Source organism: Thalassovita autumnalis (assembly GCF_001458255.1).
In the GTDB taxonomy this organism is placed as follows: Bacteria; Pseudomonadota; Alphaproteobacteria; order Rhodobacterales; family Rhodobacteraceae; genus Thalassobius; species Thalassobius autumnalis.
On the sequence record NZ_CYSB01000022.1, the window covers coordinates 1 to 23850 of the forward strand.

The following is a 23850-nucleotide window of genomic DNA, read 5'->3' on the forward strand; positions in this document are numbered from 1 at the left end:
CCATGGAACTGGCGCCCCGAAAAAGCCTGAAACCGCCCCGATACCGGACGGATACATCTCTTCGAATGGTTTGTGATCTCTTTCGACAAGAACGCCACAACAAACACAACGAACAGTCGAATTGAAGCATATGAAGAAAAATTCGCTGCCTTCAAAGAGCAGGCTGCCCTCAGCTCACCAGAGATGCCAAATGATCAAGAGCTTCTGAGTCTTTTTTGCGCGCAGCAAATGCGCGTGGCCACTCGTGAAGATCCCCGAGGCAATCCACTTCCCTTCCAAAACCTAAATTTCCTCTCGTCGCAGTTTCCTCAGGTCTGGGTAAGGTCTCCGGCCCAGATTCAGGGCGAGACGGAAAAGGTCGTTGGTTTTCCGGTCTTGCGCAGCAAATATCGACAGCCGTTGAAGCGCCTGGCTTTCAATCAAGCGCCGAGCGATCAACAGCTACGTGAAGCATTGGGGCGTAGGATCCCGCGAGCGACGATCCAACCGGTTTCCGCATTCATGAATGCTCTGCGGTTCCGATTGAGCCCCACTGAGCGCGCGGGTGGCCGGTCCGCAAGATCTGGCGCGAAATACATCAATGGCGCCTCATACAATCCTGCTGTGCTGGCCGCACTGATGAACATTTTTCGAATTCATTACAACTGGTTCGAGACCAGACAATATACTGGCAACACGGCAACCAAGTCCGACACGATGTCAGTAAAGGCAGGTATGACCTCAATTCGTGTTCCAGGAACGAATGAAACGATCCTGCGCCCGAAGATCAGAGAGACTGCACCAGTTCAACGGACCCCAGCGCAGAGACTGGGCGTCGATCCTGTTCGGGACCCGAACAAAACGCAGGCAGCACCTGATCCCAGAAGGATTCTATATCGCCCCTGGCTGTTCCACGGCACTCCGCTTTGGAAGAAGTTCGAAACGAGGTAGCTCTGAGCGGAAGGGGATGGATTTCACTTACTTCCCCTTCACCTTTCGTTTCCTACCCAGCAGCCTTGAGGGCTTTCTCGCGCTCTTCGACGACACCTCGAACGTCTTTCAGGGTCATGAACATGCGACACTTCTGGCTGGGCATAGTCTGGAAGCCAAACTCTTCATACCAACTTAGCCGTTTCTTGAAGGCCTCATCTCCGTCATCGTCTACCGCATCGAGTATGATTGCCCAACACCCTGCCTCGTCAGCCACTTTAACAGCCTTTTCGAATACATGATGCATAAGGATACCACCGATGCCTACACCTGCAGCCCCCTTGGTCACGGCAATCTGGCCTAAAAACAGGACTGGAAGCTGCTTGTGGGAAGGTGCCCCACGTGGCACCTTATCGAGTGCAGACGCGTCAATTTCACCAAAGTTGATAGCATGATACCCCAATACAATTGGCGAACCAGGCTCTAAGGCGACATATATACGCGTGAAATCTCCCTTCTGGAGCTTTGTTGCGCTGGTCTTGAGGTAGTTATTGAGACGAGCATGACCGCAATCGAAATTACTGCGGTCATGTGTCTTGCTGTCGAACTGTCGGATCTCGATCGAGCTATCTTCAGTCAGCATGAACCACGCGCACCGCAAAGGATCTTGCAGACTTAGCTGCACGCTCAGAGACGACAATAGGAGCATCCAGCGCAGCAGAGAAAGCAGCAGCGTCTTCCGCCGTAAGCTTATGGCTTTGCTGCTCTTTTATGATTTGGGCGCACTGACGATTGACAGCCCAACGCAGAAAGACAGACTTATTGACACCGAGGACAGCGGCAGCTGTTTCAATTTTGTCTTTCATTGTGCTTCCATGACGAATCTGTGTCGTCAGATCGTTGGCTTCATCAATCTGGGGGTCTACCATTGAGAGCATATCGAATCTCCTTGTTGATCCAGATGTAGTGCAGCTTGCACCACATTGCAAGGTTTAACCAGTAGCAGCCTCCTCGCATTTCTCCAAGAATTCTTCAAAATGATTGTAATAAGTTGAACCGGCAGGGCGCAACGTATCAAATTAGGGCAAAAACAAAACATCCCGCAAAAACCGTTGCGCAGCATCTTGTATTGTTCTTACTCTGTTCCCACATGATGCGGTATATGAAAGCAAATCTTAGGGACAGCTAAATGAACGCGCCTGCAGGCAAAAAAATCACGACGAAAGAAGAAGCTTTGCGAGCTCTGGTCGACGAAATCTCGATTCCTCTGAGCTATGATGAAAAGGCCAGGACCCGCTACAGGTCAATTGGCGAATGGCTTGATCGGCCCGCTTCAACCATCCATGGACTTGGACCGGTGATTTCCTCTCAGGGTTCGTTTGCGCTCGGCACCGTCATTCGCCCTGTGGGGGATGGAGATGCCTATGATGTAGATGTCGTCTGCTCACTCAAGCATGGTTCCAAAAGCAAAATGTCCCAAGAGGAGCTCAAGCAAGCGGTAGGCGTCGAAATTCATGCGTATGCGAAAGCTCAAAACATGAGCAACGAACCCGATGATGCTCGCCGGTGCTGGACGCTCGAATATCAGGATTCTGCGAATTTCCACATGGATATCCTGCCCGGAATTCCCGCGCGAGACGATTTCACGACGCAGATGAGGGGCTACAGCCCTGATGTCGGGCTTGTTCAGCGCCTCTCTGAAACGGCTATTGGTATCACCGACAAAAAGCATCCTGGATATCATTTCCGCGGTGCAGAATGGCTGATCAGCAACCCAAAAGGCTATGCGGGATGGTTCCGTCTTCGCCAGGAAACAGTCCTGGAGGAAGCCAGGTTGCGGATGAACGCCAAAGGGCGCGCCTATGCCAGTGTCGAAGATATACCCAGCTATGAAGTGCGGACTCCCCTGCAAGACGCCATCAAGCTTTTGAAAAGGCACCGAGACGTGATGTTCGATGGGGACAAACACAAGCCGATCTCGATCATCATCACGACGATCGCGGCCGAGGCATATCAAGGTGAACGCACAATTTCGGATACTCTGAAGAACATCCTTCCGAAGATGGAGAGGCGGATTGCAGCACTGGGGGATCCAGCTGTCATTTCCAACCCATCATATCCCCGCGAGAATTTCGCCGACAAGTGGGGTGAAGTCTCTGAAAAACGGCGAAACTTTGAGAAATGGGTCAGCAGGGCGCGCCAGGATTTCCTGTCATATCTCACCGTCAGCCGTTTCAACGAATTCCCAGAGCCCTTCAAAGCGGCTATGACTGAGGCGACCATTCGTAAAGTGTCTCCGAAACTTGGCCTTGCTGCAGCCATGATCGCTGCTGGCACAACGGCAGCTGTGGCTGAAGCTCAGAAAGTTGAGGCCGAAGGTAATGCCACAAAGCCTTGGCTCGACATTGAGTGACGAGGTCTGGCACCTCGTCCGCGAGATCAAGGACGCACTCTACGTCGATCAGCCCTACCTGGGGGTCTCAGAACAAGGTGGGGCTGTTGTCGTAGAAGGAACCTATGCTTTGTTGCCACATTTGCTCGAGCACAGAGATATGGGGGCCTTTGCACAGCACAAAGTGCGGGTGACCGTAGAGGCAGACTACCCGAAAACAGAACCTGTTGTAGTAGTTCTGGATCGGTCTATTCCCAGAAAAGACGACTACCATTGCAGCGCCAACGGAGAGTGCTGCATTACCGTCTTCGAAACATGGAAAGCCTCTGCGAAGGACATTTCTATCGCCGGCTATTTCAATGGCCCATTCCGGAATTTCTTTCTCAGCCAGCTGCTAAAACGCCGCAAGGGGCACTGGCCATTTGATGATTGGGCTCATGGAGAAGAGGGGTTCGCTCAGGCCGTCGCCGAGTTTATCGGCTGCCGGTCAGACGTAGTCACGGTGAAGAACATATTATCGTGGCGGATCAACAATGAGGGCCTTCCTGCATCTGAAGATGCGCACTGTCCCTGTGGAAGCGGCGAAGTGACTTCAGGGTGTTGCGCTGCTCTGCTTTCTGGTTTGGTTCATCGCTTGCCTCAAGACGATGCGCAGCGGTGGCTGGAGCGCCTTACCAAGAAGCGTAGACAGATGACACCAAATGAAATTCAACGACGTATTCACGAAAACCGGCCCTTCCGCCGGGTTCAATAAAAGAGCGAGCAAGAATGAAATGAGCAATCGAGGACAGCCCCTGCGAGAAGTGACCAAGCTGTTGGTTTGGGGACGCGCCGCCGGAAGGTGCCAGTTCAGGAACTGTCGCAAGCCACTCGACCATGACCTTCTTTCCGGGGAGCATGATTTCAACAAGGCCTATCTCGCCCATATTGTCGCATCTTCGCCTGGAGGGAAGAGAGGAGATCCGGAGAGGTCACATCTACTTTCAGACCGTGCCGACAATATCATGTTGATGTGCGATGAGCATCACCGCGTGATCGACGGAGAAAAGACCGGGCACCACTACCCTGAAGAGCTGCTCCTGGAAATGAAGCGTGAGCACGAGGAATGGGTTGATACTGTGCTCTCCTCCGGGCCTGACAGTCGTTCCCACATCTTGCAATTCTCGGCGCCGATTGGTCCAAACGAGACAGCTGTGCCTTTCGAGGATTGCGTGGACGCCATTATGCCCGATAGGACGCCCGCCGAGCGCCGGCCTGCCGAAATCAAGATTAGAGGCATGCACTTCAAGGACAGTGACCCAACTTATTGGTCCGTTCAGCCTGTCGTCCTACGCGACGACTTTGCAAAAAAGATACGAGGGCGGTTCGAAAGCGGTGATATTCGTCATCTGTCAGTATTTGGCCTTGCTCCTATCCCTCTCCTGATGGAGTTGGGGCGCCTCATTTCTGATATTTCAGAGGCTGATATTTATGAACGGCACCGTGAACCTGCCCAGTGGGGTTGGCCTGAAGACGGGCAGGAGGTTGAGTTTTCTTCCTCGAAAGGCATCCAGGGGCCCAAGCGGGTCGCCTTGAAGCTGTCAATCACTTCACACATTGCAGATGATCGGATCACTGCTGCAGTTGGTGACGACGTCTCCATCTGGGAGATACGGAGCAATCCGCAACGGCACGGAGTTATTCGGCACAAAGACGACTTGAGCCGTTTCAGGACGATCGTTCGCTCAACCCTTGACGAAATCAAGAATGAGCACGGCATGGATGTCGAGGTAATGGTCTTTCCGGCGGTTCCTGTTTCCTGTGCGGTTGAATTTGGCCGGGTTTGGCAGCCCAAAGCCCACCTCGACATGGAGATCTACGATCAAACCAAGGAGGATGGGTTCGTTCACAGGCTACGGCTGACAGACGCTTGAACGACATAGTCCCAAATTGAAAGCGCTTCTCAATGAATGATTTCAATGGAATGTTAGTGGCCCATTGAAGACACCTTGATGAATAGAGATGACTGCCATTTTCATGGCAGTCATTAGCTGCTTCGACTGATAATTTGTCTACAATGCCGCCCTGCATAATGCGGACGAGACTATCTTTCAGCGTTGCAACTCGGACAATGTTTCACAGAAATCCAATAGGCAGTTCCACAAGACATGCACGGTTCCATAAAGGTTTTATCCTCCAAAAATGCACAACGTTTGCACAGTGTCTTGGTGTATTTTAGTGAAAGATATACACGGAGGTCTTGCAGCCAAAGAAGGATACCTTCACGGAGCCAATCATCTTTGTATTTTTCTCTCAACTCTTGATACACGGCGAATTTTTGATCTGAAATATCACGTTTTTGCTGTGGCGTCAGAGCCAGCTTTTGGGACGGTTCTTCGAAAACGTGACCACACGATCGCTTATTTGTTTTCCCATTGCATACCCAGTTAGAAACGCGTTTTCGAAAAACAATTGCCGTGCTTTCGCATTTTGGGCAGCACGCCCGAGGTTGCGGCAATACCGCCTCTTCGACTTCCTGTTTTTTGACCCGCATCGTGTCGTAATAATCTGAAGCGCACTTCACCTGTTCAACCCGATCACGCAACTTCGGGAGTTTGGAGGTGTGCTGTAGGGTCAGGATTTTGTCTTTTCCGGCTCCGCATTTTGAACAGCAAGAGCCTATGATTTGGCTTCTTGCTTCCTTCCATGACCTCCACTGTCAAGGAGGTCCAAGTTTGCCTCTTGCTTTGTGCACAGCATCGGATGCCTGTTGTCCTGAAATTTTTCTTTTTTTCAGACGTTCTTCGATTGAGCGATATGCTTCAGGAAGTTCAATCATTTCATTTCCCATGTAGGTATCTGCGATCACGCGCAATTGCGGATACATTCTGGGAATGTGGTGTTGTTCGATTGAAGCGAAAATTCGCATCAGATCAATTATTGTAGAATACTAAACTTCAAGGACATGGACGGCCATCCGAGATTTTTTCTCTCGGATGGCTGCGTGTCCCAAAATCCGGAATGCTTCAGCATCACGCGCCGGGGTCTGTTTTTGCCGTTAGGCGCTCAATTCATCGAAACATTCCAAGGCTTTGCTGGCATACATCACCGACGGGCCACCGCCCATCTGAATGGCCATGCCCAGGGCTTCGCCGACCTCATCGCGGGTGGCGCCAGCGCGGATCAGCGCGTCAACATGGAACATGATGCAAGGCTCGCAGCGGCTGGCCACGGCAATGCCAAGGGCCACAAACTCCTTGGTTTTGTGATCCAGTGCCCCGTCACCCTTTACCGTAGCGCCCAGTGCGCTGAAGGCTTTGGTGGTGTCAGGGATCGCGCCGTTCAGGTTGCGCACCTGGCCTTTAACGTCGGCGAATTTTTCTTTCCACGCCATTGGTCTTCCTACTCGCATTATCAGAATTGAATGTGTGCGGCAGTAAGACCACATTTCACCGGTGGTCAACCTTGATCTGTGTCAGCTTGCGGCTTAGCCGGGCCGCCGGGCGATGAACGACAGGTTGTTGGCGGGCATCTCCACAACTTGCACCATCTCCAGCCAATTGGTCTGCAGCCAGTCGATCACGTCCCAGTCATCCTTGTAGCCAATGGCCGCGTCCTGGGCCTGCAGGCTGGCGTGAAACCGGGCGTCGCCCTCAGATGTGGTTTCGCCGTCCCGCAGGAAGGGGCCGTAGACGATAAAGACACCGCCGGGGGCCAGGGCCTGTGCGGCCTCGGCGATCAGGCGTTTGGCCTCATCGGTAGAAATCAGGTGCAACAGGTTCACCAGCAGGATCAGGTTCTGGCCGCCATGATCCGCGGACCATCCTGCTGCGGTGGCATTGAGCGCGATGGCATCGGCCAGATTGTCCTGCCCGGCCCCATGTGCGTTGATCGAGCGGCGCCGATCTGCATCGGGATCGCTGGGCTGCCATTGCAGCTGGGGCAGGGCGCGGGCCAGGGCCGCTGCGTGTTCGCCGGTCCCCGACGCAATTTCCAGCGCCTTGCCAGTTGCGGGTGCATGGGCGCGGACCAGATCGATGATGTAATTCATATTGCGCTGCGCCGAGGGCGCAAAAAGGCGGCCGTCGCCATCTGCGGCGTCCATGTTCGGGCTGTCAGGCAGGGTCAGTTTGCGGCTCATCGGGCTCTCCTCCATCTTGTGGCGAGCCTAGGGGCAAAGCGTGCCCTTGCCCAGAGCTGGCAGATCACGAGGTGGTAAAATGATCGATGCCGGCACAGCCCCCCTAGGCTGTACCGGCACCGACGCCTCAGGCAACACCGCACCCGCAGGTGTGGTGATGTCCCCCCCGAGAATACCTGGGCTTACCCTTTGTTTTTGCCGCGCTTGAAGAACCGCATGCCGACAGCACTGTCGCTGGGATTGGACAGACCGCTAAGGGCGGTGGCCAGCTTGCCAAAGGCCTGACGCTGGCTGCGGTTTTGTTTGTGCTGCACCACCAATGTGCCGTTGTTGTCGGCGCTGCCGTATTTGGCGGCGTCAAACATCAGCTCGACCGGTTCATTGACCCCCAGCGCTTTGACAAAGTCTGCGGGTTTGATTTCAGGCCGTTTGGGCTGCTTGATCTGGTTCAGCACCAGATGCGGTTTCTTTTCGCCAATGCGGATTGAGGCCAGCATTTCAATCAGCGACCGCGTGTTGCGCAGACTGGCAAGATCCGGCGTTGCCACCAGCACCACCTCGTCCGCCAGATAGAGCGCTTTACGCGTCAGCGGCGTCAGGGTCGAGGGCAGATCCAGCACCACATGCGGGGCCAGAACACGGATCAGGTCCATCGAATAGGCCAGGGCCTCTGGATCCAACTCGCGGTCCTGTTGATGGTTCTGCGGTCCGGCCAGCAGACGCAGCTGGTCGTCATAGTTGATCAGCAGACGCTCCAGTTTCTGGTCGTCCAACTTTTCGGAATTGGCAATCGCGCCGATCAGATCCTGTTCAGGATTGCGGTTCAGGCACAGACCGGCGGTGCCAAACTCAAAATCCAGATCCACCAGGATCGACTGGGCCCGGGCCTGTTCACCCAGAATCCATGCCGCGTTATGGGCAATGGTCGAAGAACCTGCGCCACCACGGGCGCCGATCACCGCGTGAATGCGGCCAAGATGTACCTTGTCTGGGTCACGGAACAATTCAAACAGCGCGGTGACCAGCAGCGGGGCTGTGACCGGTGTCTGCAGATAGTCCGCAACACCCTGACGGGTCAGCGCCCGGTAAAGCGCGATGTCATTGGACGGGCCGATCAGCACCAGTTCGGTGTCTACACGGCAGAGCTGGGCCAGGCTGTCCAGCTGGTTGAACAGTTTGGTGGGGTCGTCATCGACCTCAATCACCAGAAGGTCCGGGCTGTCGGCATCCTGATAGGCGGCAATCGCCTGCTCCATACCGCCGCTCATCAGCTGGCAGCGCACGCGGCTCAGGTGACGGCTGGCCTGCATCTGTTGCAGCGCATTGCGGGTTTGCGGTGTTGCTGCGAAGGCATCGCAGGTCATTGCGGGCAATCGACCAATGGCCGGGCGCATACCGCCGATATTGTCGGGATCGGATGGATCCGCTGTGAATTTGGTGAAGATCTTCATACCGTTTACCTCAGGGGGGAAGGCGCTTAGTTCAGCACAACGATTTCAGAAACGCCGCCTCGGGTGACCTTGACCGTGCGCGGGGGCTGCTCAACGATCTGCGGTTCAGGGATCAAGGTGGCAACTTCTTCCTTCGGTTCAACAACTTCGTTGTCGTCAAAGGAGCGAAGCAGGAGAGAGAGGCCGCCGCTGGCCTCCGCCGCGATGACCTGCTCGGCATCATCGGGCGAAAGCTCTAGCGTGGCGGTTTTGCCAACCAGCACAGCGCTGTCAGCGTTCGATGCCGTCCCCGATTGGTCAATCGCCAGAACGCGGACGTTCTGCAGGATTGTCTCGGTTTTCATTCTTGTACGGCAGCGAATTTCGTCTTCACAACGTGAGGTCAACAGAATGTCGACCCGGTTGTTGGGCAGGATGAACCCACCGGCGGTCTTGGCCGCGCTGACCTCAATCGCAACGGCACGCATACCGGGCGAGAGCAGCGAGGACAGATAGCCCTGGCGGGTGTCTGCGAAACTTTCAGGCAGGACGGGTTGTCCGGCAAACATGGTAATGCGGGCGATGGAGCCAACCGTGGTTTCCAAAGCATCCGGCACATCGTTGGAGGAAACCATGCTGGGATGCAGCGCATTGCGCGGCCATTCGATCCAGCCGATATCTTCCATCACCAGCTCAGCACCCTGTTCGATAGAGCGCACAGCGGCAAGAACCTGCAAAGTGGGGGCTTCCTGTACGACCTCTGGGGCGGCGGCGGTTTCGGTTTCATCCGGCACCGACATATTCACCAGCATGGTGGCTGAGCCACCACAGACAAGCGCTGTCACAATGATTAACGATCTGAACATGGTTACGCCCTCGGATTGGAGGTGGAGACAGGTTGCACAGGGCGGGTTACGTCGCCGACGTCACCCAAGGAGAAAACGGAAGAAGGGCAAGGGCAGCGGCGGCGAGGGCAAATCCAACTGGGGCTCTGGCCCGAGGGGTTTGCGATTGAGGCAGCTGGCACGAGGCCTGTTCCGGGGGGGAGTGAGCGGCGGGCACGTGGCAAGCCAGTCAACAGGAGGGCACAAAGGCCCCCGATCAGTGCGCTCAACCCCAGGAAACTGAGGATCTGAGACGCGCCAAGCCAGAGGCTGCAAACGGCGGCAAATTTACTAATGCTGCTGCCCGCAGGCTCAGGCAGCCATCCCATGGCAGAAAGCAGCAGCCCGACGAACAACACCATAGCGGCAGCGATCAGGCTAGCTGCGATCTCGTCCCGGCTCCAACCTGACGCTGCAGCGACTAGCAGATAGCCACATAGCAGGGTGAGGGTGAGGCCATTTGGGATGACCATCGTTCTGATGTCCCGGACCGCCACGATGAGGGCGATGATGGCAAATCCGGTCAGGGAAAGAAGGGATAGACCTGTGATATACATGTCCGCCTCCTTACTGGGGTGGGGGTGACCGAACCGCCCCGGGGCATCAGATCAGGTAAGACGAAGCTTAGGCAGCTTCCTCAACCGACAGGGTGTCGGAAATGGTGGTGAAGGTGCTGTCCAGGTTGCCGCCCAGAGTGGTCAGCGCGGTGATGGCAACAACGGAAATCAGGCCAGCAATCAGAGCGTACTCAATTGCGGTGGCGCCGGATTCACCTTTGGCGAATTTGGTCAGGAACTTTTTCATGGGACTTTCCTTTCAAGGTTTCCGGTACTCGTAACCGGGGGGACAAAATTTCGGTGTCGCTCTTTGGCGTACGTTTGTTACGGACGGTCCTCAGACTGGGTAGGTCCGAGACTGCTCGGGTGACCGTCCGTTGAGGATGAGAATGCGGTAAAAAACAGCGCTGCGAAATTCGGCCGGATACCCTAGGACAAAAGAGCAAAATGGCGGGGTGGATGAGATGCCAAAGGTGCTATGACCCTATACTTTGGGTGGGTTGCACCCTGAAAACGTCTAGTTAAGATCCTGTTTTCATGAGGGAAATTGATATGGATCAAATGCTCCTGACAGTCAAACGGCCGATTTCACAAAACTGTTAGACCAGCGCCGAGTCGCCGAAATGGGGCAGGGAATCACCTGGCCAGCGGTGTGGGAATCAGTCGAGGGGCACGCCGTTATCGGCGGGGCGATCCGGCCCTTGAGGGTATCCTGATCAGGCCGCTTTCTGAGCCGCCGTGAGGGCTTGGAGGATCCAACGTCCACCGCAGGCCTTCAGAGCGACCGTATAGCGGCTTGGGCAGCAAGCAGCTGGCAAGACAAAAGGCGCAGAGGGGATCCTCTACGCCTTTTTACTGCTCGGCTTTTCGCCTGTTTATGAGGTGCCCGTGAGCTGTCGGCGGGTTGTCTGAGCCTTAGCCCTGGATGATCTGGATGATCGCCGGGGCGATGATGATGACAAAGAGGATCGGCAGGAAGAAGACGATCATCGGCACCGTCAGCTTCGGCGGAAGGGCGGCGGCCTTTTCTTTGGCGCGTTCCAGACGCAGATCGCGGCTTTCCTGGGCGTGTACCCGCAGGGCGCGGCCCAGATCGGTGCCGTATTTCTCGGTCTGTTTGAGCGACCCAACCACCTGACGCACCGGATCCATACCTGTGCGTTGTACAAGGTTATCAAGCGCTTGCGAGCGATCCTGCAAGTAGGACAGTTCCAATGCGGTGAGCGAGATTTCCTCGGCCAGTTCTTTCGACTGCATGCCAATCTCTTCGCTCAACCGGATCAGCGCGGCATCGATACCATAGCCTGATTCCACACAGATCAGCAGCAGGTCCAGCGCATCCGGCCAGGCCCGCTGGATCGAGGCCTGCCGTTTGGTGATCCGGTTGGAGACGTACATCCGAGGCAGCATGAAACCCAGAACAGCGCCACCGCCGCCCAGCATGGCGAGGTTCTGCAGCGTTGGTTCCTTTTCAAAAATGGTAATGCCGTAAAACAAAACCACTGCTGCCATCAGCACAGGCATCAGGATCGATACCATCACATAGATGCCCAAAGCGTTGGAACTGCGCAGGCCCGCCATCCGTAGCTTCTTCAGGATCGCGGTGGACTGGGTGCCGGCAAGCTTGGCAAAGACGTTGGCCTGTTGCGTGGCCCGCTTGCTGCCCACCAGCCCCATGGAGGCCATCAGCGACTTTTTTTGCTGCATGGTCTGGGTGCCACCATGTTCAATGGCCACCTTGGCCAGACGGCGCTGCAGGTTTTCCTTTTTCAACATGGGCATGGCCAGCCCCAGCACCACAAGGAAACCCGCAACAGACACCAAAAGGATCGCCATGGTCTGCGGGTTGAGGAAGTCTAAAGAAAGCATTTGATCCTCCTCACACGTCGAAGTTGATCATTTTTTTCATCACCATGATGCCAGTGAACATCCACAATGCGCAGCCGCCCAGGATCAGTTGGCCAATGCTTGTTCCGGTCAAAACGGTGATATATTCTGGGCTTAGATAGAAGAGCGCACCTGCCACAAGCATCGGCATTGCACCAATCATGCGGCCCGACATCTTCGCCTCGGACGACATGGTCTTGATCTGCGCATCCAGCATCTTGCGGCCCCGCACAACCAAGGAGAGGTTGTTCAGGATCTCACTCAACGATCCGCCGGAACGGCTCTGAACCGCCAGCACAATCGCAAAGAAGGAGGTTTCGGCCAAGGGCACGCGCACCGCCAGACGATGGGCGGCCTTTTCCAAAGGCATGCCAACCGATTGGTCGTTCAGCAGCATCTGAAACTCGGATCGCACGGGTTCCTTGGTTTCATTCGCAATGGTCTTTAGGCATTCGCTCAGCGGCAGACCGGCGCTGACACCGCGCACGATGATGTCCAGAGCGGCTGGAAACTCGTTAGAGAATTTCTTCAGCCGTACCTTGGTGGCGCGGACCACAAAGAAATAGGGCAGTGCAAGACCCAAGAAAGCAGCACCGGGGGCGGCCATCATCGGGTTCAGTTGCAGACCCACGGACAGACCGCCAAAGGCGGCCAGCGCCGTGCCCAGGCAGACCAGCACAAACTTCTTTTTGGACCAGTCCAGCCCGGCCTGTTTAAGCTGGGTCTGGAAGGTGGTGCCTTTGCCGCCTTTGCTGTCTTTCATTGCCGACCGGATTTGTCGGCGGCGCAACTCGGCGTCAATCGCATCGCTGCCCGGGGCAGGGCGGCCAGAACGGCCCCCGGCCACCCGGTTCATGCGCTTTTTCAGACGCGAGTCGCTGGCCTTTTCGCTGGACCCTAGCATCAGGGCGACCACGAGCACAAAGACTGACAGGAAGACCGCCGCCTCAAGCAGCGCGGCCTGGTTTTCTTGAATGAACTCAAGCATGGTGCATCCCTTCGTCGTTGGCCTCCGCAGCGCGCAGCGCGTTGGTCAGGTCATCGGCACAGCCGAAGTAGCGCGCGCGCTCCCAGCATTTGGGACGGCTGATGCCGCAGCTTTCGTGGCGGCCGATGATCTTGCCGTTTTCGTCTTCGCCAAGGATCTTGTAGAGGAACAGATCCTGTGTGGTCAGAACATCACCTTCCATGCCCAGCACTTCGGTGATGTGGGTGATCCGGCGGGAGCCATCGCGCAGGCGCTGCGCCTGCACGATGACATCGACCGAGGAAGCAATGATTTCACGCAGGGTACGGACAGGCAGTCGGGATCCCCCCATTGTAATCATTGCTTCCATACGGGACATGGCGTCCCGTGGGGTGTTCGCGTGTACGGTGCCCATGGAACCGTCGTGACCGGTGTTCATCGCCTGCAAGAGGTCAAAGGCCTCAGGGCCACGCACCTCGCCCACGATGATCCGTTCCGGACGCATCCGCAGACAGTTTTTCACCAGATCGCGCATGGTGACCTCACCGGTGCCTTCCAGGGACGGCGGGCGGGTTTCCAGACGCACTACATGCGGCTGTTGCAGCTGCAGTTCGGCGGCGTCTTCGCAGGTCACGATCCGTTCTGTTGTCTCAATAAACCCGGCCAGACAGTTCAGCAGGGTTGTCTTGCCCGAGCCGGTACCGCCCGAAACCAGAATGTTACACCGCACCCGGCCAATGATCTTCAGGATCTCTGCCCCTTCCGGTGTGATCGAGCCGAAGTTGACCAGATCCTCTAGCGTCAGAGAATCCTTGCGGAACTTACGAATGGTCAGGGCGGTGCCATCCACCGCCAGCGGGCCGGCGATCACGTTGACGCGGCTGCCGTCGGGCAGGCGGGCGTCACAGATCGGGCTGGATTCATCCACGCGACGGCCCACCTGGGACACGATGCGCTGACAGACGTTCAACAACTGACGATTGTCTTGGAACCGGATCGGGGTGCGTTCCATTTTGCCCCCCACCTCGATGAAGATCGGGTCGGTGCCATTGACCATGATATCGGCGATATCATCACGCGCCAGCAGCGGTTCCAGCGGGCCGTAGCCCAGAATGTCATTGGTGATATCGGCGATCAGATTCTTCTGTTCCGATTCCGAGATAACCTCTTTCTTCACCGCCAGAATATCGGTGACGTAATTGGCAATCTCGCGGCGTTCCTCATCTTCACCCATCTGCGCCAGCTGGTTGATATCCAGCATCGAGATCAGGGTTTCCATGATCTCACTTTTCAGCTTGTAACGGGCGCTGTCGGCCTCGGTCGGAACCGGCGATCGTTCGGCCTTGGCTTTGGGAATAACCTTGGTGTCAGGCTTTTTCGCAACCGGCTCAGGGGCGGCAGCTGCGGGTTCCGGGGCTGGGGTGGCGGCGCGAGTCGGTTCAGGTGCCGGGGCAGGACGACTGGCTTTCTTGGCGATTGGACCGGTTCTTTTGCCGAACATGGGTAACCTCAGAACTTACGTGACAACAAGCAATGGAACACAGCGCATAACAGGCGCGTCCTTCATTCTGCGCTTGTCATCACGGTTCCAGCAACTCATCCGGGTGGCCTAAGAAAATGCGGGAACTTCGGAGGGGCAGGCCTCAAAAAGTATGTAGGCATCTGACGAATGGACCCGGCCGTTAACCCTATGCGCGACCCACTAGGACCATCCGGCAGGTTACAGTGTGGGTGCAGAATCAATTGCGCCCCTGAACGGCCCTTGAGGTCGCCCATAAGTGGCACGCCCTAGGTCAGATGGCCCCAACCGGCCGCGGGACGGAGATGCGCAAAGAAACCAGAGCTGAACGGACAAATCGATGAGCGAAACACCTTGTGGTCCTGATATGTCAGAGGACAACTGGATGTCTCCAACCCCTGCAGCGGAGCGTGCGGGCCTGCGTGTCTTGGTCCTGAGTGATCAGGCGGACGCACGGTTGGCGGTCTCAGCCGAGGGGCCTATTTCGCTGCGATTGGTACACAGCTGGGTGGATGTGACTGCGGCACTGGCGGCGGAACATGTGGATGTTCTGGCCCTGGAAAGTTTCAACGAAGCGATGATCGAAGGTGGCCAGCTGGGTGAGGCCCTGCGCCAGTCCGCCGATCTGCACATCGCTTTGGTCGCCCCGGAAATCGACATGAACCTGGCCCGTCTGGCCCTGCGCAAAGGGGTGAACGGCATCATCCTGAACGCCGCCGAAGACGAGGTGCTGGATACCCCGCTGCGTATGGTGGCCGAGGGTAAAGTTTACATCGACAGTTCCATGGCCGGGCAGCTTTTGGGGCAAGCCGGTCCTGCCGGCAGCGCTGATCAACCGTTGATTTCGCTGACGGATACCGTGGCGCTGGTTGCTGATGATGATGAATATTTCCGCATGGCGCTGACCACGATCCTGCTGGATAAATTTGGCTTCACCGAGGTTTATGAGGCCAGCAATCTGGAGCAGGCCGAACAGATCTTGGGCGGTTGCGACCGTGTAGATCTGGCCCTGTTTGATCTACGCATGCCGGGCATGACTGGCGCGTCTTCTCTGGGACGCATCCGCCAGACGCACCCCGAAATTCGCAAAATGGCTGTGGTGTCGGCCAGTCAGGACCGCAACGATGTGCTGCAGTCCCTGGCGGCGGGCACCTATGGCTATGTCTCGAAGGCCGAAGGCATTTCTGAGCTGAAGCTGGCGCTGTCCCAGATTCTGAAGGGCCGCATTTATGCCCCTGCGCTGCTGCATGAGCCGCCAGAACTGGATCCGCATCTGGAACAGGAAAACCCCGCTGTTGTGCTGAGCTTTGAGAACGGTGAACAGGTGCATTACGGCGCTGATGTCGAAGATCTGGCTGAGGCCGCGCGCTACGTGCCGCAGGGCCGTGAGGCGCAGGCCCCCTGTGCCGTTTCCCCCGAAACCGTGATCGCCAAAGAGCCGGAAGACCGCCCTGAGCTGTCGCCGCGTCAGCGCATGGTGTTGGAATTACTGGTGCAGGGCATGTCCAACAAGGAAATTGCCCGCGAAATGAATTTGGGTATCGGCACCGTCAAAGTACATATGACGGCGCTCTTTACCAAACTTAACGTCTCCAACCGGACCTCTGCGGTCGCTGTCGGGGCCCCGCTGTTACAAGAGTAGTGAGTTTTATGCCGTTCTTTTCCTCAGAGCAGAAAAAGACAGAAGAGGGAGATGCCGCCGAGGCATCCATCGCAGGTGCCTTAAACGGCAAGCTGCGCAGCTCGATGATCAAGCTCTGCTTTGCGGGGCTTCTGGCTGCGGCGTCGGTGTTTCAGATCCTGTCACTGGTGCAGGCCGTGGCCGATGGCACCCAGCGGGTGGCCAAAATCTCGCAAGGTTTGGATGTGCTGAGCGATGTCGAAGCGCAAAGCGACGGGCTGGAGGCATTGATCCTGAACGCCGCCCCCCGACATGCGCTGGCCGATTTGGCGGAACGTGAAGATGCCATTGCAAACCACCTGCGTCTGTTTCAGCGCAGCGGCGCCGCCGATCTGGCGCCAGAGCATTACACCGCGCTGCGCGCGCAATCCGAGGTGCTGATTGATCTGGCCCGCACGGCTGTCTTTAGCGCCGCGGCCCCTGAAGATCTGGAGGCCCTGCGCGAGGGCACGGTGCAATTCCGCCAGCAGGTCCATCTGCTGCAGGACAGCCAATCGGCGCTGACTCAGGCCGGTTTTGGTGGTCTGGCGGCGGAAACCCGCAGCAAGGTGTTTCTGTTGATCCTGTTTCTGGCCGGCACGCTGTTTTTGCTGTCGACTGTGCTGATCACGGGTTTCCGGGAAATGGCGCGCCGCCATGAGATTGAGCGTGAATTGATGCAGGCGATGGCCGAGGTCGATGAAGCCAGCAAAGCCAAAAGCCGCTTTCTGTCGACCATCACCCATGAAATCCGCACGCCGCTGAATGCGATCCTGGGGTTCTCCGAATTGCTGGGCCGTGAACCGCTCAGCCCGGATCAGAAACAACAGGTTTCCCGCCTCAACAGCGCCGGGCGCACGCTCAGCCGGATTGTGGATGACGTGCTGGACCTCAGCCGTATCGAAGAGGGCGGGCTGGAACTGCGGGATGAGGATTTCTCCCCCAATGAGCTGTTCCGTGAAGCGATCGATCTGGTGTCGGTGCATTCACAGACCAAGGGCCTGATCCTGTCGTCGGAAATTTCGGCCAATATGCCACGTTTGCTGCGCGGTGATCCGCTGCGGCTCAGCCAGGTTCTGCTGAACCTGTTGAACAACGCGATCAAGTTTACCGAAGAGGGCAGCGTCACCCTGCGGGTCAGCAGCCGGATCGAGGACGACACGCAGGAAGCCAAACTGCGCATCGAAGTGCAGGACAGCGGTATCGGCATCGCCCCCGAAGATCAGGAACGTCTGTTTGACCGTTTCGCCCAGATCGAAGAGGGCATGGCGCTGCAAAACAACGGCGGCTCAGGTCTGGGTCTGGCGATCTCACAAGGGTTGGTGCGCAGCATGGGCGGTGATCTGCAGGTCCACAGCACCCCGGAGGAGGGCGCGACCTTCTGGTTCTACCTGACCCTGCCGATCGTTGATGGCCGCAGTGAGCTGCCTGTTGAGGTGCCGGAACTGTCGGTGCTGAACGCCGCTGCTGAACGGGTGATGCTGGTAGACGATAGTGCCGACACCGGCGATCTGATCCGCCGGATCATGAAACGCGAAGGCATCCATGTGGAGGTGGTGACCAACCCGCTGGATGCGCTGAACCAGGTGACGGATTATGATCCCGATGTGATCCTCTGCGACATGCAGATGCCTGAATTGAGCGGCGTTGAACTGACCCGCCGCATCCGCGCCCTGCCAGCCCCCTATTGTGACGTGCCGGTCATCGCCTTCTCGGCCACCAGTTTTTCGGATGAGATTGAGCAGATGATGCTGGCCGGGGCCAATGCGTTTTTGGCAAAACCCTTTCAGATCAACGATCTGGTGGCGGCGATCAGCGGGGTTCTGGCCGATGCCGGGGAACGCTATAGCGCCCGTGTGGCTGAAAAACGTGACGGCCACAGCTTCCATGAACTGGAAGAGATGGTGCAGCTGATGGGCAAGTCTTGGGTGCTGAAATTCATCACCCGCCTCAGCGACCGGTTGGAAGCCAGCTTCAAGGGCAGCCAGTCCCGCAGCGAACGTATGGCCATGGCCCACCGTGTGGTGGCTGAGGCCGGTCAGATCGGTGAAAAGGATCTGGCGCTGGCGGCAACATCGCTGGAACAAGCCCTGCGCGAGGGGGGCGATACCTCCAAGCAGGAGGCCCGGTTCCGCAATGAGGCGCGCGCCTTCCTGTCACGCCTGCCGCTGTTCACCCTGCGGATCGGCTGATCCTTTTTCCTCCAGTTCCGACAGGGGCGCGCCGTGGCGCAGCTTCAACTCATGCAACAGGCGGCGCATCGACAGGGGTTTGGTCAAAATCCCATCGGCGCCGGCATCGCGCAGCTCTTCCTCGCCGGTAGCACCGGCGCTGAGGCCAAAGATCGCGCCATCATATCCGTCCGCCCGCAACAGGCTGCAAAGCTTAATGCCATCCATGCTGGGCAGTTCAATGTCGGTTAGGACCAGATCGGGTTCCAAACTGTCGATCGCCTCCAGCGCCTGTTCGGCGGTGGTCAGGTGATAGACATTGCGGAACCGGCGTTTCAGCTGTGACTGAGTGATTTCAGCCACCAGCGCATTGTCCTCAATCAATAGAACACTGAGATCCAGCTTGCCGGGCTCAGCCTCGACAACCTGCGTGGCGGGTGCCCCGGCCACCGCGCGCAAGGGGACGGAGACCTGGAACCGCGCACCGCCGCGGGCACTGGGCATATAGCTGACCTGTCCCTGCAGGTTTTCTGCAAAGAGTTTGACGATATACATCCCCAACCCGGTGCCTTCGGCTTTGGAGAACACTCCACGCGTTTGCCGGTTGAACGGGTCAAACAGCCCGGGCAGCAGGGCGTCGGGAATGCCTTTGCCGTTGTCTTCGATCGTCCAGACGCCTTGCAGCCGGCCGTCTGGGTATTCCTCGCGGTAGCTGATGACCAGATGGTCGCCACCGGAATGCAGTACGGCGTTGCGGATCAGGTTGCCCAGGATCTGCTGCACCCGTCCCACATCGGTGATCCGTTCCGCATCATATTTCTGGGCGGTGCGCAGATCGATGGCGATACCGGCTTGCTCTGCCACCACGCGGTAGACATTGGCCAGGTGATTGACCAGATCATTGGGGCGGAAGCTACTTTCGCTGGCGGGCAGCAGATCCTCATCCCGCACCACGCTGCCCATGTCATCCATCAGTGTTAGGAACTGCTGCAGCACATTATCAAATCGCGGGCCCAGCTTGTCCCAGTCCTGCGTGTCATTCATCTGTTCGGCCAGCATCTTCAACAGCGCGGCAGGGGTGCGCAATTCATGGCTGATCAGAGCAAACAGGCGGTGCTGACGTTCTTTGCTGACCTCCAGTTGGCGCAGCGTTTCCTTCAGTGCGACCGAGGCTTCGTGGATTTCGGTGATGTCCGTCAAGGTGCCGATGGTCACTAGACCATATTGCCACGACATTTCTGAAACGCTGTGTAGGCGGTAGACCCGGTAGGGTGCACCGTCTTCCCAGCTGTTGCCATTTGCCACCTGCACGATGGCGGCCTGAGGCTCTGGCGCGTGGCTGGACAGAATGCGCGACAGTTTGCTGGCATCTTTTGGTGGCATCCGGCGCAAAGTGTCCGGCAGCGTGTCACTGAACGTGCGCTGCGGCGCCAGGCGGATCATATTGTCCATCCAGAACCGCTGCAGTTTGGCGTTGTAAAGGAAATAGCCGTATTTGGAAAACTCGTATGAATTCCATAGCTTCTGGCGCAAAGTGCGGTTGCGATAGCTCTGTGCCCGCTGGTTCAGAAGCGCCAGATCAAACAGCGTCATCATGGCAAACAGCGTTGCAAAGATCAGGTAGTCCTGCGGCCAGTTCATGGTTTCATCCGGGATCAGCACACGCTGCAGGACAATGCCAAGCAAGGTGATCGGCAGGGCGGTGGTGACCGGCATGATGTAGCGCAATGAGATCGCAAACATCACGGTAAACACCCGCTCGGTCTGCCAGCCAAGAGACTTGTCCAGCAGCCCGATGAGCAGGAACAGGATCAGCAGCGGCGTGGCGCGCAGGATGGTGCCAAGGGTTGGCGGATAAAGCGCAAAGATCAGGCAGAAGGTGACATAGACCCCGGTGCGGATCGCCTGACTGGCAGACATCGTCGCCATTTCATCCAACCGGCCCAGCCCCAGATAGGTGGTGCCCACCCAGGAGGCGGCCAAAACCAAGGGCGTGCCAAGCCCCAGGATGATGGCAAATGTTGTGGCTGAGAGGGAAACGTCCAATGACGGTTTATAGGGGCCGCGTGCCAGTATCGGCTCAACCACGCGGGTCAGGTAGGCCAAGCCAAAGCCGAAGGCCGCATTGAACAGCAGGCTGGCCCCCAAAAAGGCCGCAAAGCCCATGTTACGGGGCAGTTCATAACTACCGGTGTGAATGGTCCACAGCGTTGACAGGACATGCAGCAGCAAAAACGACACAGCAAACACCGGGCGGCGGTTCACAGGAAACAGGGTGAAGCCAACCAGCAGCAGGATGGTGGCCGGATGGGGCAGGTGGCTTGAGAACGTGTATTCCGCCAGCTCCAGCAGGCTGCGCCGGTCGCCGCTGATATAGGCCAGCGCGGTGACAAACAGCAAAAGCACCGGGAAGACGATTTCGAATTTGCGGTCCAGCAGATCCCGCGCCGCATTGGTACGCGGTTGTTGCAACATAGCGCGGATCAAAACGCGGTCTTGATCGGATCCAACGTTCGGAAATACTTCGGTACTATTGGTGTTGCCGCGCAATCGAATTCCCCAAAAGCCACATTCAATGTCTCATTGGCCAGCAGGGGGCGCCAGGGCCACCGGGTTTCGGCCTTGGCGTTTAGTTTTACGGTTTGGCCGCGTGCTGTCTAGAAAAACCACACGTTTTGAGCGGCATCAGTCGCTAAGTCGATCCCAACTCACAGCATTTGCCGCTGTTGGCGGGCATCTGTCAGGCGGCGTGCAACCAGCGCGATGATGAACACGGCGGTGAGGATCAGAATGATCGTCGGTGCCGGGGCGCTGTCGATGAAGAAGCTGAGGTAGGTTCCCGCCAGCATCGAAATCACATTCACCACCACCGCGACGACCAGCATGACGCCAAACCGTTTGGTGATCAGGAAGGCGATGGCCCCGGGCGCAATCAGCAGGCCAATCGCCAGGATCAGGCCGGTGGCCGACAGTGTGGCGACGATCACCAGGCTGAGGATCGTCAGCAACCCGTAGTGCAGCAGTGTGACGTTCAGCCCGGCCGCGCGGGCCTGTGCAGGGTCAAAGGCATGCAGCATCAGGTCTTTCCATTTCACCGCCATGGCGAGCGTGGTCAGCGCGGCGATGAGGCCTGCGGTCCACAGATCCTCGGCATGGACGCCCAGGATATTGCCGAAAAGGATGTGATCCAGATGCGCGTTTGTCTCAACCGAGGTGTAGAGCAAAAGGCCCACCCCAAACATGCCTGAGAAGACAACCCCCATCAACGTGTCCTGTTTCACCCGGCTGTTTTCAGCCAGATAGCCGGTGGCCACCGCGCAGCCCATCCCGGCCAGAAAGGCCCCGATGATCAATGGGATACCGGCGATATAGGCCAGCACAATGCCGGGCAGCACGGCGTGGCTGATCGCATCGCCCATCAGTGCCCAGCCTTTCAACACCAGAAAACAGCTGAGCAGGGCCGTGGGCACCGCAACGATGGCGCAGATCCAGAATGCGTTCTGCATGAAGGGGAACATGAAAGGGAACAGAAGCTGATCCATTATGTCGCCTCCTCAGACACTGGGGCCGTCAAGGCTGCGCGGGCTTTGGCGCGGGCGGCCAGCAGGCCGTGTTTCGGCGCGAAGATGAAAGCGGTCAGGAACACAAGGGTTTGCAGGGTGACAATCACGCCACCCGTGGCCCCGTCCAGAAAATAGCTCAGATAGGCGCCGATGAAGCTCGACAGCATGCCGATCACAACGGAGGTCACAATCAGCCGCGGGAAGCGGTCACACAGCAGATAGGCCGTCGCCCCCGGGGTCACCACCATGGCAATCACCAGAAAGGCCCCCACGGTCTGCATCGCCGCCACAACCGAGGCCGACAGCAGCATGAAGAACACCAGTTTCAGCGCGCCAGGGTTCAACCCGATGGAGCGCGCATGGCTTTCGTCAAAGAAAGTGACCATCAGGTCCTTCCATTTCACCAGCAGCACAGCCAGTGACACAAACCCGATGATCGCCAGTTGCAGCGTGTCTTCGGGGGTGATCGCCAGAATGTTTCCCATGGTGATGGTCTGCACATTGATGGAGGCAGGGTTCAATGACACCAGAAACAGACCCAGCCCAAAGAAACTGGTGAAGATCAGCCCGATGATCACATCGATCTTCAGACCTGATCGGTCCGACAGGAACAGCATCGCCCCTGCCGCCAATCCGCCGGAAATAAAGGCCCCTAGCGCAAAGGGCAGCCCTAGCGCATAGGCACCCACAACACCCGGCACCACCGAATGGGACAGCGCATCGCCGATCAGCGACCAGCCTTTCAGCATCAGGTAGGCCGACAGGAAGGCACAGACGCCCCCCACAAGGGCCGACACCCACATGGCGTTCAGCATGTAGTTGTAGGTAAACGGTTCCAGTAGGGTGATCATGCCTTCGGCTCCGCCTCACCTTCGGTTTTGCGGGTCTCATCACCATATTGCACGAAGGGCCGTTCATCATCCGTCAGGATCGAGATCTGGCGCGGATCGTCGTCATCGTGCAGCTCTTGGCCGCCAAGGGTGAATTGGCGCAGCACACCACCAAAAGCGCGTTTCAGGTTGTCGCGGGTAAAGGTGGTTTCGGTCGGGCCGTAATCCAGCACGGTGCCTTTGACCAGCACGGTGCGATCACAGAATTCAGGGACCGAGCCCAGGTTATGGGTCGAGACCAGCATCACCCGGCCTTCGTCGCGCAGCTCACGCAGCAGTGCGATGATCTGATCTTCGGTTTTAACGTCCACCCCGGTAAAGGGTTCATCCAGCAGGATCACCTTGCCATCTTGCGCCAAAGCGCGGGCCAGAAAGACCCGTTTGCGCTGGCCCCCGGAGAGTTCGCCAATCTGGCGTTTGCGGAAATCCTGCATGTTGACGCGGTTCAGCGCCTGATCCACCGCTTCGTGGTCGGCCTTACGGGGCCGTCGCAGCAGCCCCATATGTCCGTAACGCCCCATCATGACCACATCTTCCACCAGCACCGGGAAGGCCCAGTCCACTTCTTCGGATTGCGGCACATAGGCGACGAGGTTTTCCTTCAACGCCTGTTTCACCGTTCGGCCTAACAGGTGGATGCTGCCCTGCGCAGCGGGCACAAAGCCCATGATCGCCTTAAACAGCGTTGACTTGCCGGCACCGTTGACCCCCACAAGCGCGGTCACCGTGCCACGCGGAATGGCAAAGCTGGCCTCACGCAGGGCGGTGTGGCCGTTACGATAGGTAACTGTGACGTCGCGGGCTAGGATGCCACCGCCGGGGCCGTCCTCGGCAGTGAACTCCTTTAGCGTGGCTGCATCGGGCAGGGTCATGTGATCTTTCATGGGTGGGCTGTCCCGCG

Annotated in this window: 22 protein-coding genes; 6 read left to right on the forward strand and 16 right to left on the reverse strand. The window is 57.4% G+C overall.

What is annotated here, in order from left to right; genetic code table 11:
* Window positions 1–72: 72 nt before the first annotated feature.
* Window positions 73–930, forward strand: a complete 858-nt coding sequence (locus TL5118_RS05215) for a hypothetical protein (protein WP_179945281.1) — start codon at window positions 73–75, stop codon at window positions 928–930.
* A 52-nt stretch (window positions 931–982) separates the two neighbouring features.
* On the opposite strand, the gene TL5118_RS05220 is transcribed toward TL5118_RS05215, so the two are convergent.
* Complete coding sequence (locus TL5118_RS05220) at window positions 983–1552, reverse strand: GNAT family N-acetyltransferase (RefSeq protein WP_058243092.1); 570 nt, start codon at window positions 1550–1552, stop codon at window positions 983–985.
* On the reverse strand, window positions 1542–1847 hold the full coding sequence (locus TL5118_RS20870) for a type II toxin -antitoxin system TacA 1-like antitoxin (RefSeq protein ID WP_082626227.1): 306 nt from the start codon (window positions 1845–1847) through the stop codon (window positions 1542–1544). Before TL5118_RS20870 ends, TL5118_RS05220 begins: the two co-directional genes overlap by 11 nt.
* A gap of 251 nt (window positions 1848–2098) precedes the next feature.
* Here TL5118_RS20870 and TL5118_RS05230 point away from each other — a divergent pair, with 251 nt between their 5' ends.
* From TL5118_RS05230 to TL5118_RS05240, 3 genes are read left to right on the forward strand one after another with little or no spacing between them, the layout of a single operon-like run.
* A complete protein-coding gene (locus TL5118_RS05230; RefSeq protein WP_058243030.1) occupies window positions 2099–3322 on the forward strand; it encodes a nucleotidyltransferase domain-containing protein in 1224 nt (407 codons plus the stop codon).
* Window positions 3291–4055, forward strand: a complete 765-nt coding sequence (locus TL5118_RS05235) for a hypothetical protein (protein ID WP_058243029.1) — start codon at window positions 3291–3293, stop codon at window positions 4053–4055. The genes TL5118_RS05230 and TL5118_RS05235 overlap by 32 nt, the downstream gene beginning before the upstream one ends.
* Window positions 4003–5214: an SAVED domain-containing protein gene (locus tag TL5118_RS05240; RefSeq protein ID WP_242601731.1), complete on the forward strand. Its 1212-nt coding sequence runs from the start codon at window positions 4003–4005 to the stop codon at window positions 5212–5214. The genes TL5118_RS05235 and TL5118_RS05240 overlap by 53 nt, the downstream gene beginning before the upstream one ends.
* A gap of 785 nt (window positions 5215–5999) precedes the next feature.
* Here the strand turns inward: TL5118_RS05240 and TL5118_RS21155 are convergent.
* From TL5118_RS21155 to TL5118_RS05285, 10 genes are all read right to left on the reverse strand, one after another.
* Window positions 6000–6209, reverse strand: coding sequence for a hypothetical protein (locus TL5118_RS21155; protein WP_131727411.1), 210 nt, complete (start codon window positions 6207–6209; stop codon window positions 6000–6002).
* A gap of 129 nt (window positions 6210–6338) precedes the next feature.
* Window positions 6339–6674: a carboxymuconolactone decarboxylase family protein gene (locus tag TL5118_RS05245; protein WP_058244917.1), complete on the reverse strand. Its 336-nt coding sequence runs from the start codon at window positions 6672–6674 to the stop codon at window positions 6339–6341.
* 93 nt (window positions 6675–6767) lie between these two features.
* The gene (locus TL5118_RS05250) at window positions 6768–7421 is read right to left on the reverse strand and encodes a DUF938 domain-containing protein (RefSeq protein ID WP_058244918.1); all 654 of its coding nucleotides are present in this window, start codon (window positions 7419–7421) and stop codon (window positions 6768–6770) included.
* A 182-nt stretch (window positions 7422–7603) separates the two neighbouring features.
* On the reverse strand, window positions 7604–8872 hold the full coding sequence (locus TL5118_RS05255; RefSeq protein ID WP_058244919.1) for a CpaE/TadZ family protein: 1269 nt from the start codon (window positions 8870–8872) through the stop codon (window positions 7604–7606).
* 26 nt (window positions 8873–8898) lie between these two features.
* The gene (gene cpaB / locus TL5118_RS05260) at window positions 8899–9717 is read right to left on the reverse strand and encodes a Flp pilus assembly protein CpaB (protein WP_058244920.1); all 819 of its coding nucleotides are present in this window, start codon (window positions 9715–9717) and stop codon (window positions 8899–8901) included.
* Between the two features lie 2 nt (window positions 9718–9719).
* Window positions 9720–10292, reverse strand: a complete 573-nt coding sequence (locus TL5118_RS21790; RefSeq protein ID WP_058244921.1) for an A24 family peptidase — start codon at window positions 10290–10292, stop codon at window positions 9720–9722.
* Between the two features lie 67 nt (window positions 10293–10359).
* Window positions 10360–10539, reverse strand: coding sequence for a Flp family type IVb pilin (locus TL5118_RS05270; RefSeq protein ID WP_058244922.1), 180 nt, complete (start codon window positions 10537–10539; stop codon window positions 10360–10362).
* A gap of 668 nt (window positions 10540–11207) precedes the next feature.
* Window positions 11208–12161, reverse strand: a complete 954-nt coding sequence (locus TL5118_RS05275) for a type II secretion system F family protein (RefSeq protein ID WP_058244923.1) — start codon at window positions 12159–12161, stop codon at window positions 11208–11210.
* Window positions 12162–12171: 10 nt separating this feature from the next.
* A complete protein-coding gene (locus TL5118_RS05280) occupies window positions 12172–13167 on the reverse strand; it encodes a type II secretion system F family protein (protein WP_058244924.1) in 996 nt (331 codons plus the stop codon).
* Window positions 13160–14647: a TadA family conjugal transfer-associated ATPase gene (locus TL5118_RS05285; RefSeq protein WP_058244925.1), complete on the reverse strand. Its 1488-nt coding sequence runs from the start codon at window positions 14645–14647 to the stop codon at window positions 13160–13162. The genes TL5118_RS05280 and TL5118_RS05285 overlap by 8 nt, the downstream gene beginning before the upstream one ends.
* Window positions 14648–15005: 358 nt before the next feature.
* Here TL5118_RS05285 and TL5118_RS21515 point away from each other — a divergent pair, with 358 nt between their 5' ends.
* Both TL5118_RS21515 and TL5118_RS05295 read left to right on the forward strand, forming a co-directional pair.
* Window positions 15006–16307 carry a response regulator gene (locus TL5118_RS21515; RefSeq protein ID WP_082626411.1) on the forward strand — a complete coding sequence of 434 codons (1302 nt, stop codon included), beginning with the start codon at window positions 15006–15008 and terminating at the stop codon, window positions 16305–16307.
* A gap of 8 nt (window positions 16308–16315) precedes the next feature.
* On the forward strand, window positions 16316–18517 hold the full coding sequence (locus TL5118_RS05295; RefSeq protein WP_058244927.1) for an ATP-binding protein: 2202 nt from the start codon (window positions 16316–16318) through the stop codon (window positions 18515–18517).
* Here TL5118_RS05295 and TL5118_RS05300 read toward each other — a convergent pair.
* The 4 genes from TL5118_RS05300 to TL5118_RS05315 all read right to left on the reverse strand — a co-directional run bounded on the left by TL5118_RS05300 (window position 18482) and on the right by TL5118_RS05315 (window position 23821).
* Window positions 18482–20971, reverse strand: a complete 2490-nt coding sequence (locus TL5118_RS05300) for an ATP-binding protein (protein WP_058244928.1) — start codon at window positions 20969–20971, stop codon at window positions 18482–18484. The genes TL5118_RS05295 and TL5118_RS05300 overlap by 36 nt on opposite strands.
* 233 nt (window positions 20972–21204) lie before the next feature.
* On the reverse strand, window positions 21205–22041 hold the full coding sequence (locus tag TL5118_RS05305; protein ID WP_058244929.1) for a metal ABC transporter permease: 837 nt from the start codon (window positions 22039–22041) through the stop codon (window positions 21205–21207).
* Window positions 22038–22910: a metal ABC transporter permease gene (locus TL5118_RS05310; protein ID WP_058244930.1), complete on the reverse strand. Its 873-nt coding sequence runs from the start codon at window positions 22908–22910 to the stop codon at window positions 22038–22040. The genes TL5118_RS05305 and TL5118_RS05310 overlap by 4 nt, the downstream gene beginning before the upstream one ends.
* Window positions 22907–23821: a manganese/iron ABC transporter ATP-binding protein gene (locus TL5118_RS05315; protein WP_058244931.1), complete on the reverse strand. Its 915-nt coding sequence runs from the start codon at window positions 23819–23821 to the stop codon at window positions 22907–22909. Before TL5118_RS05315 ends, TL5118_RS05310 begins: the two co-directional genes overlap by 4 nt.
* Window positions 23822–23850: the final 29 nt, after the last annotated feature.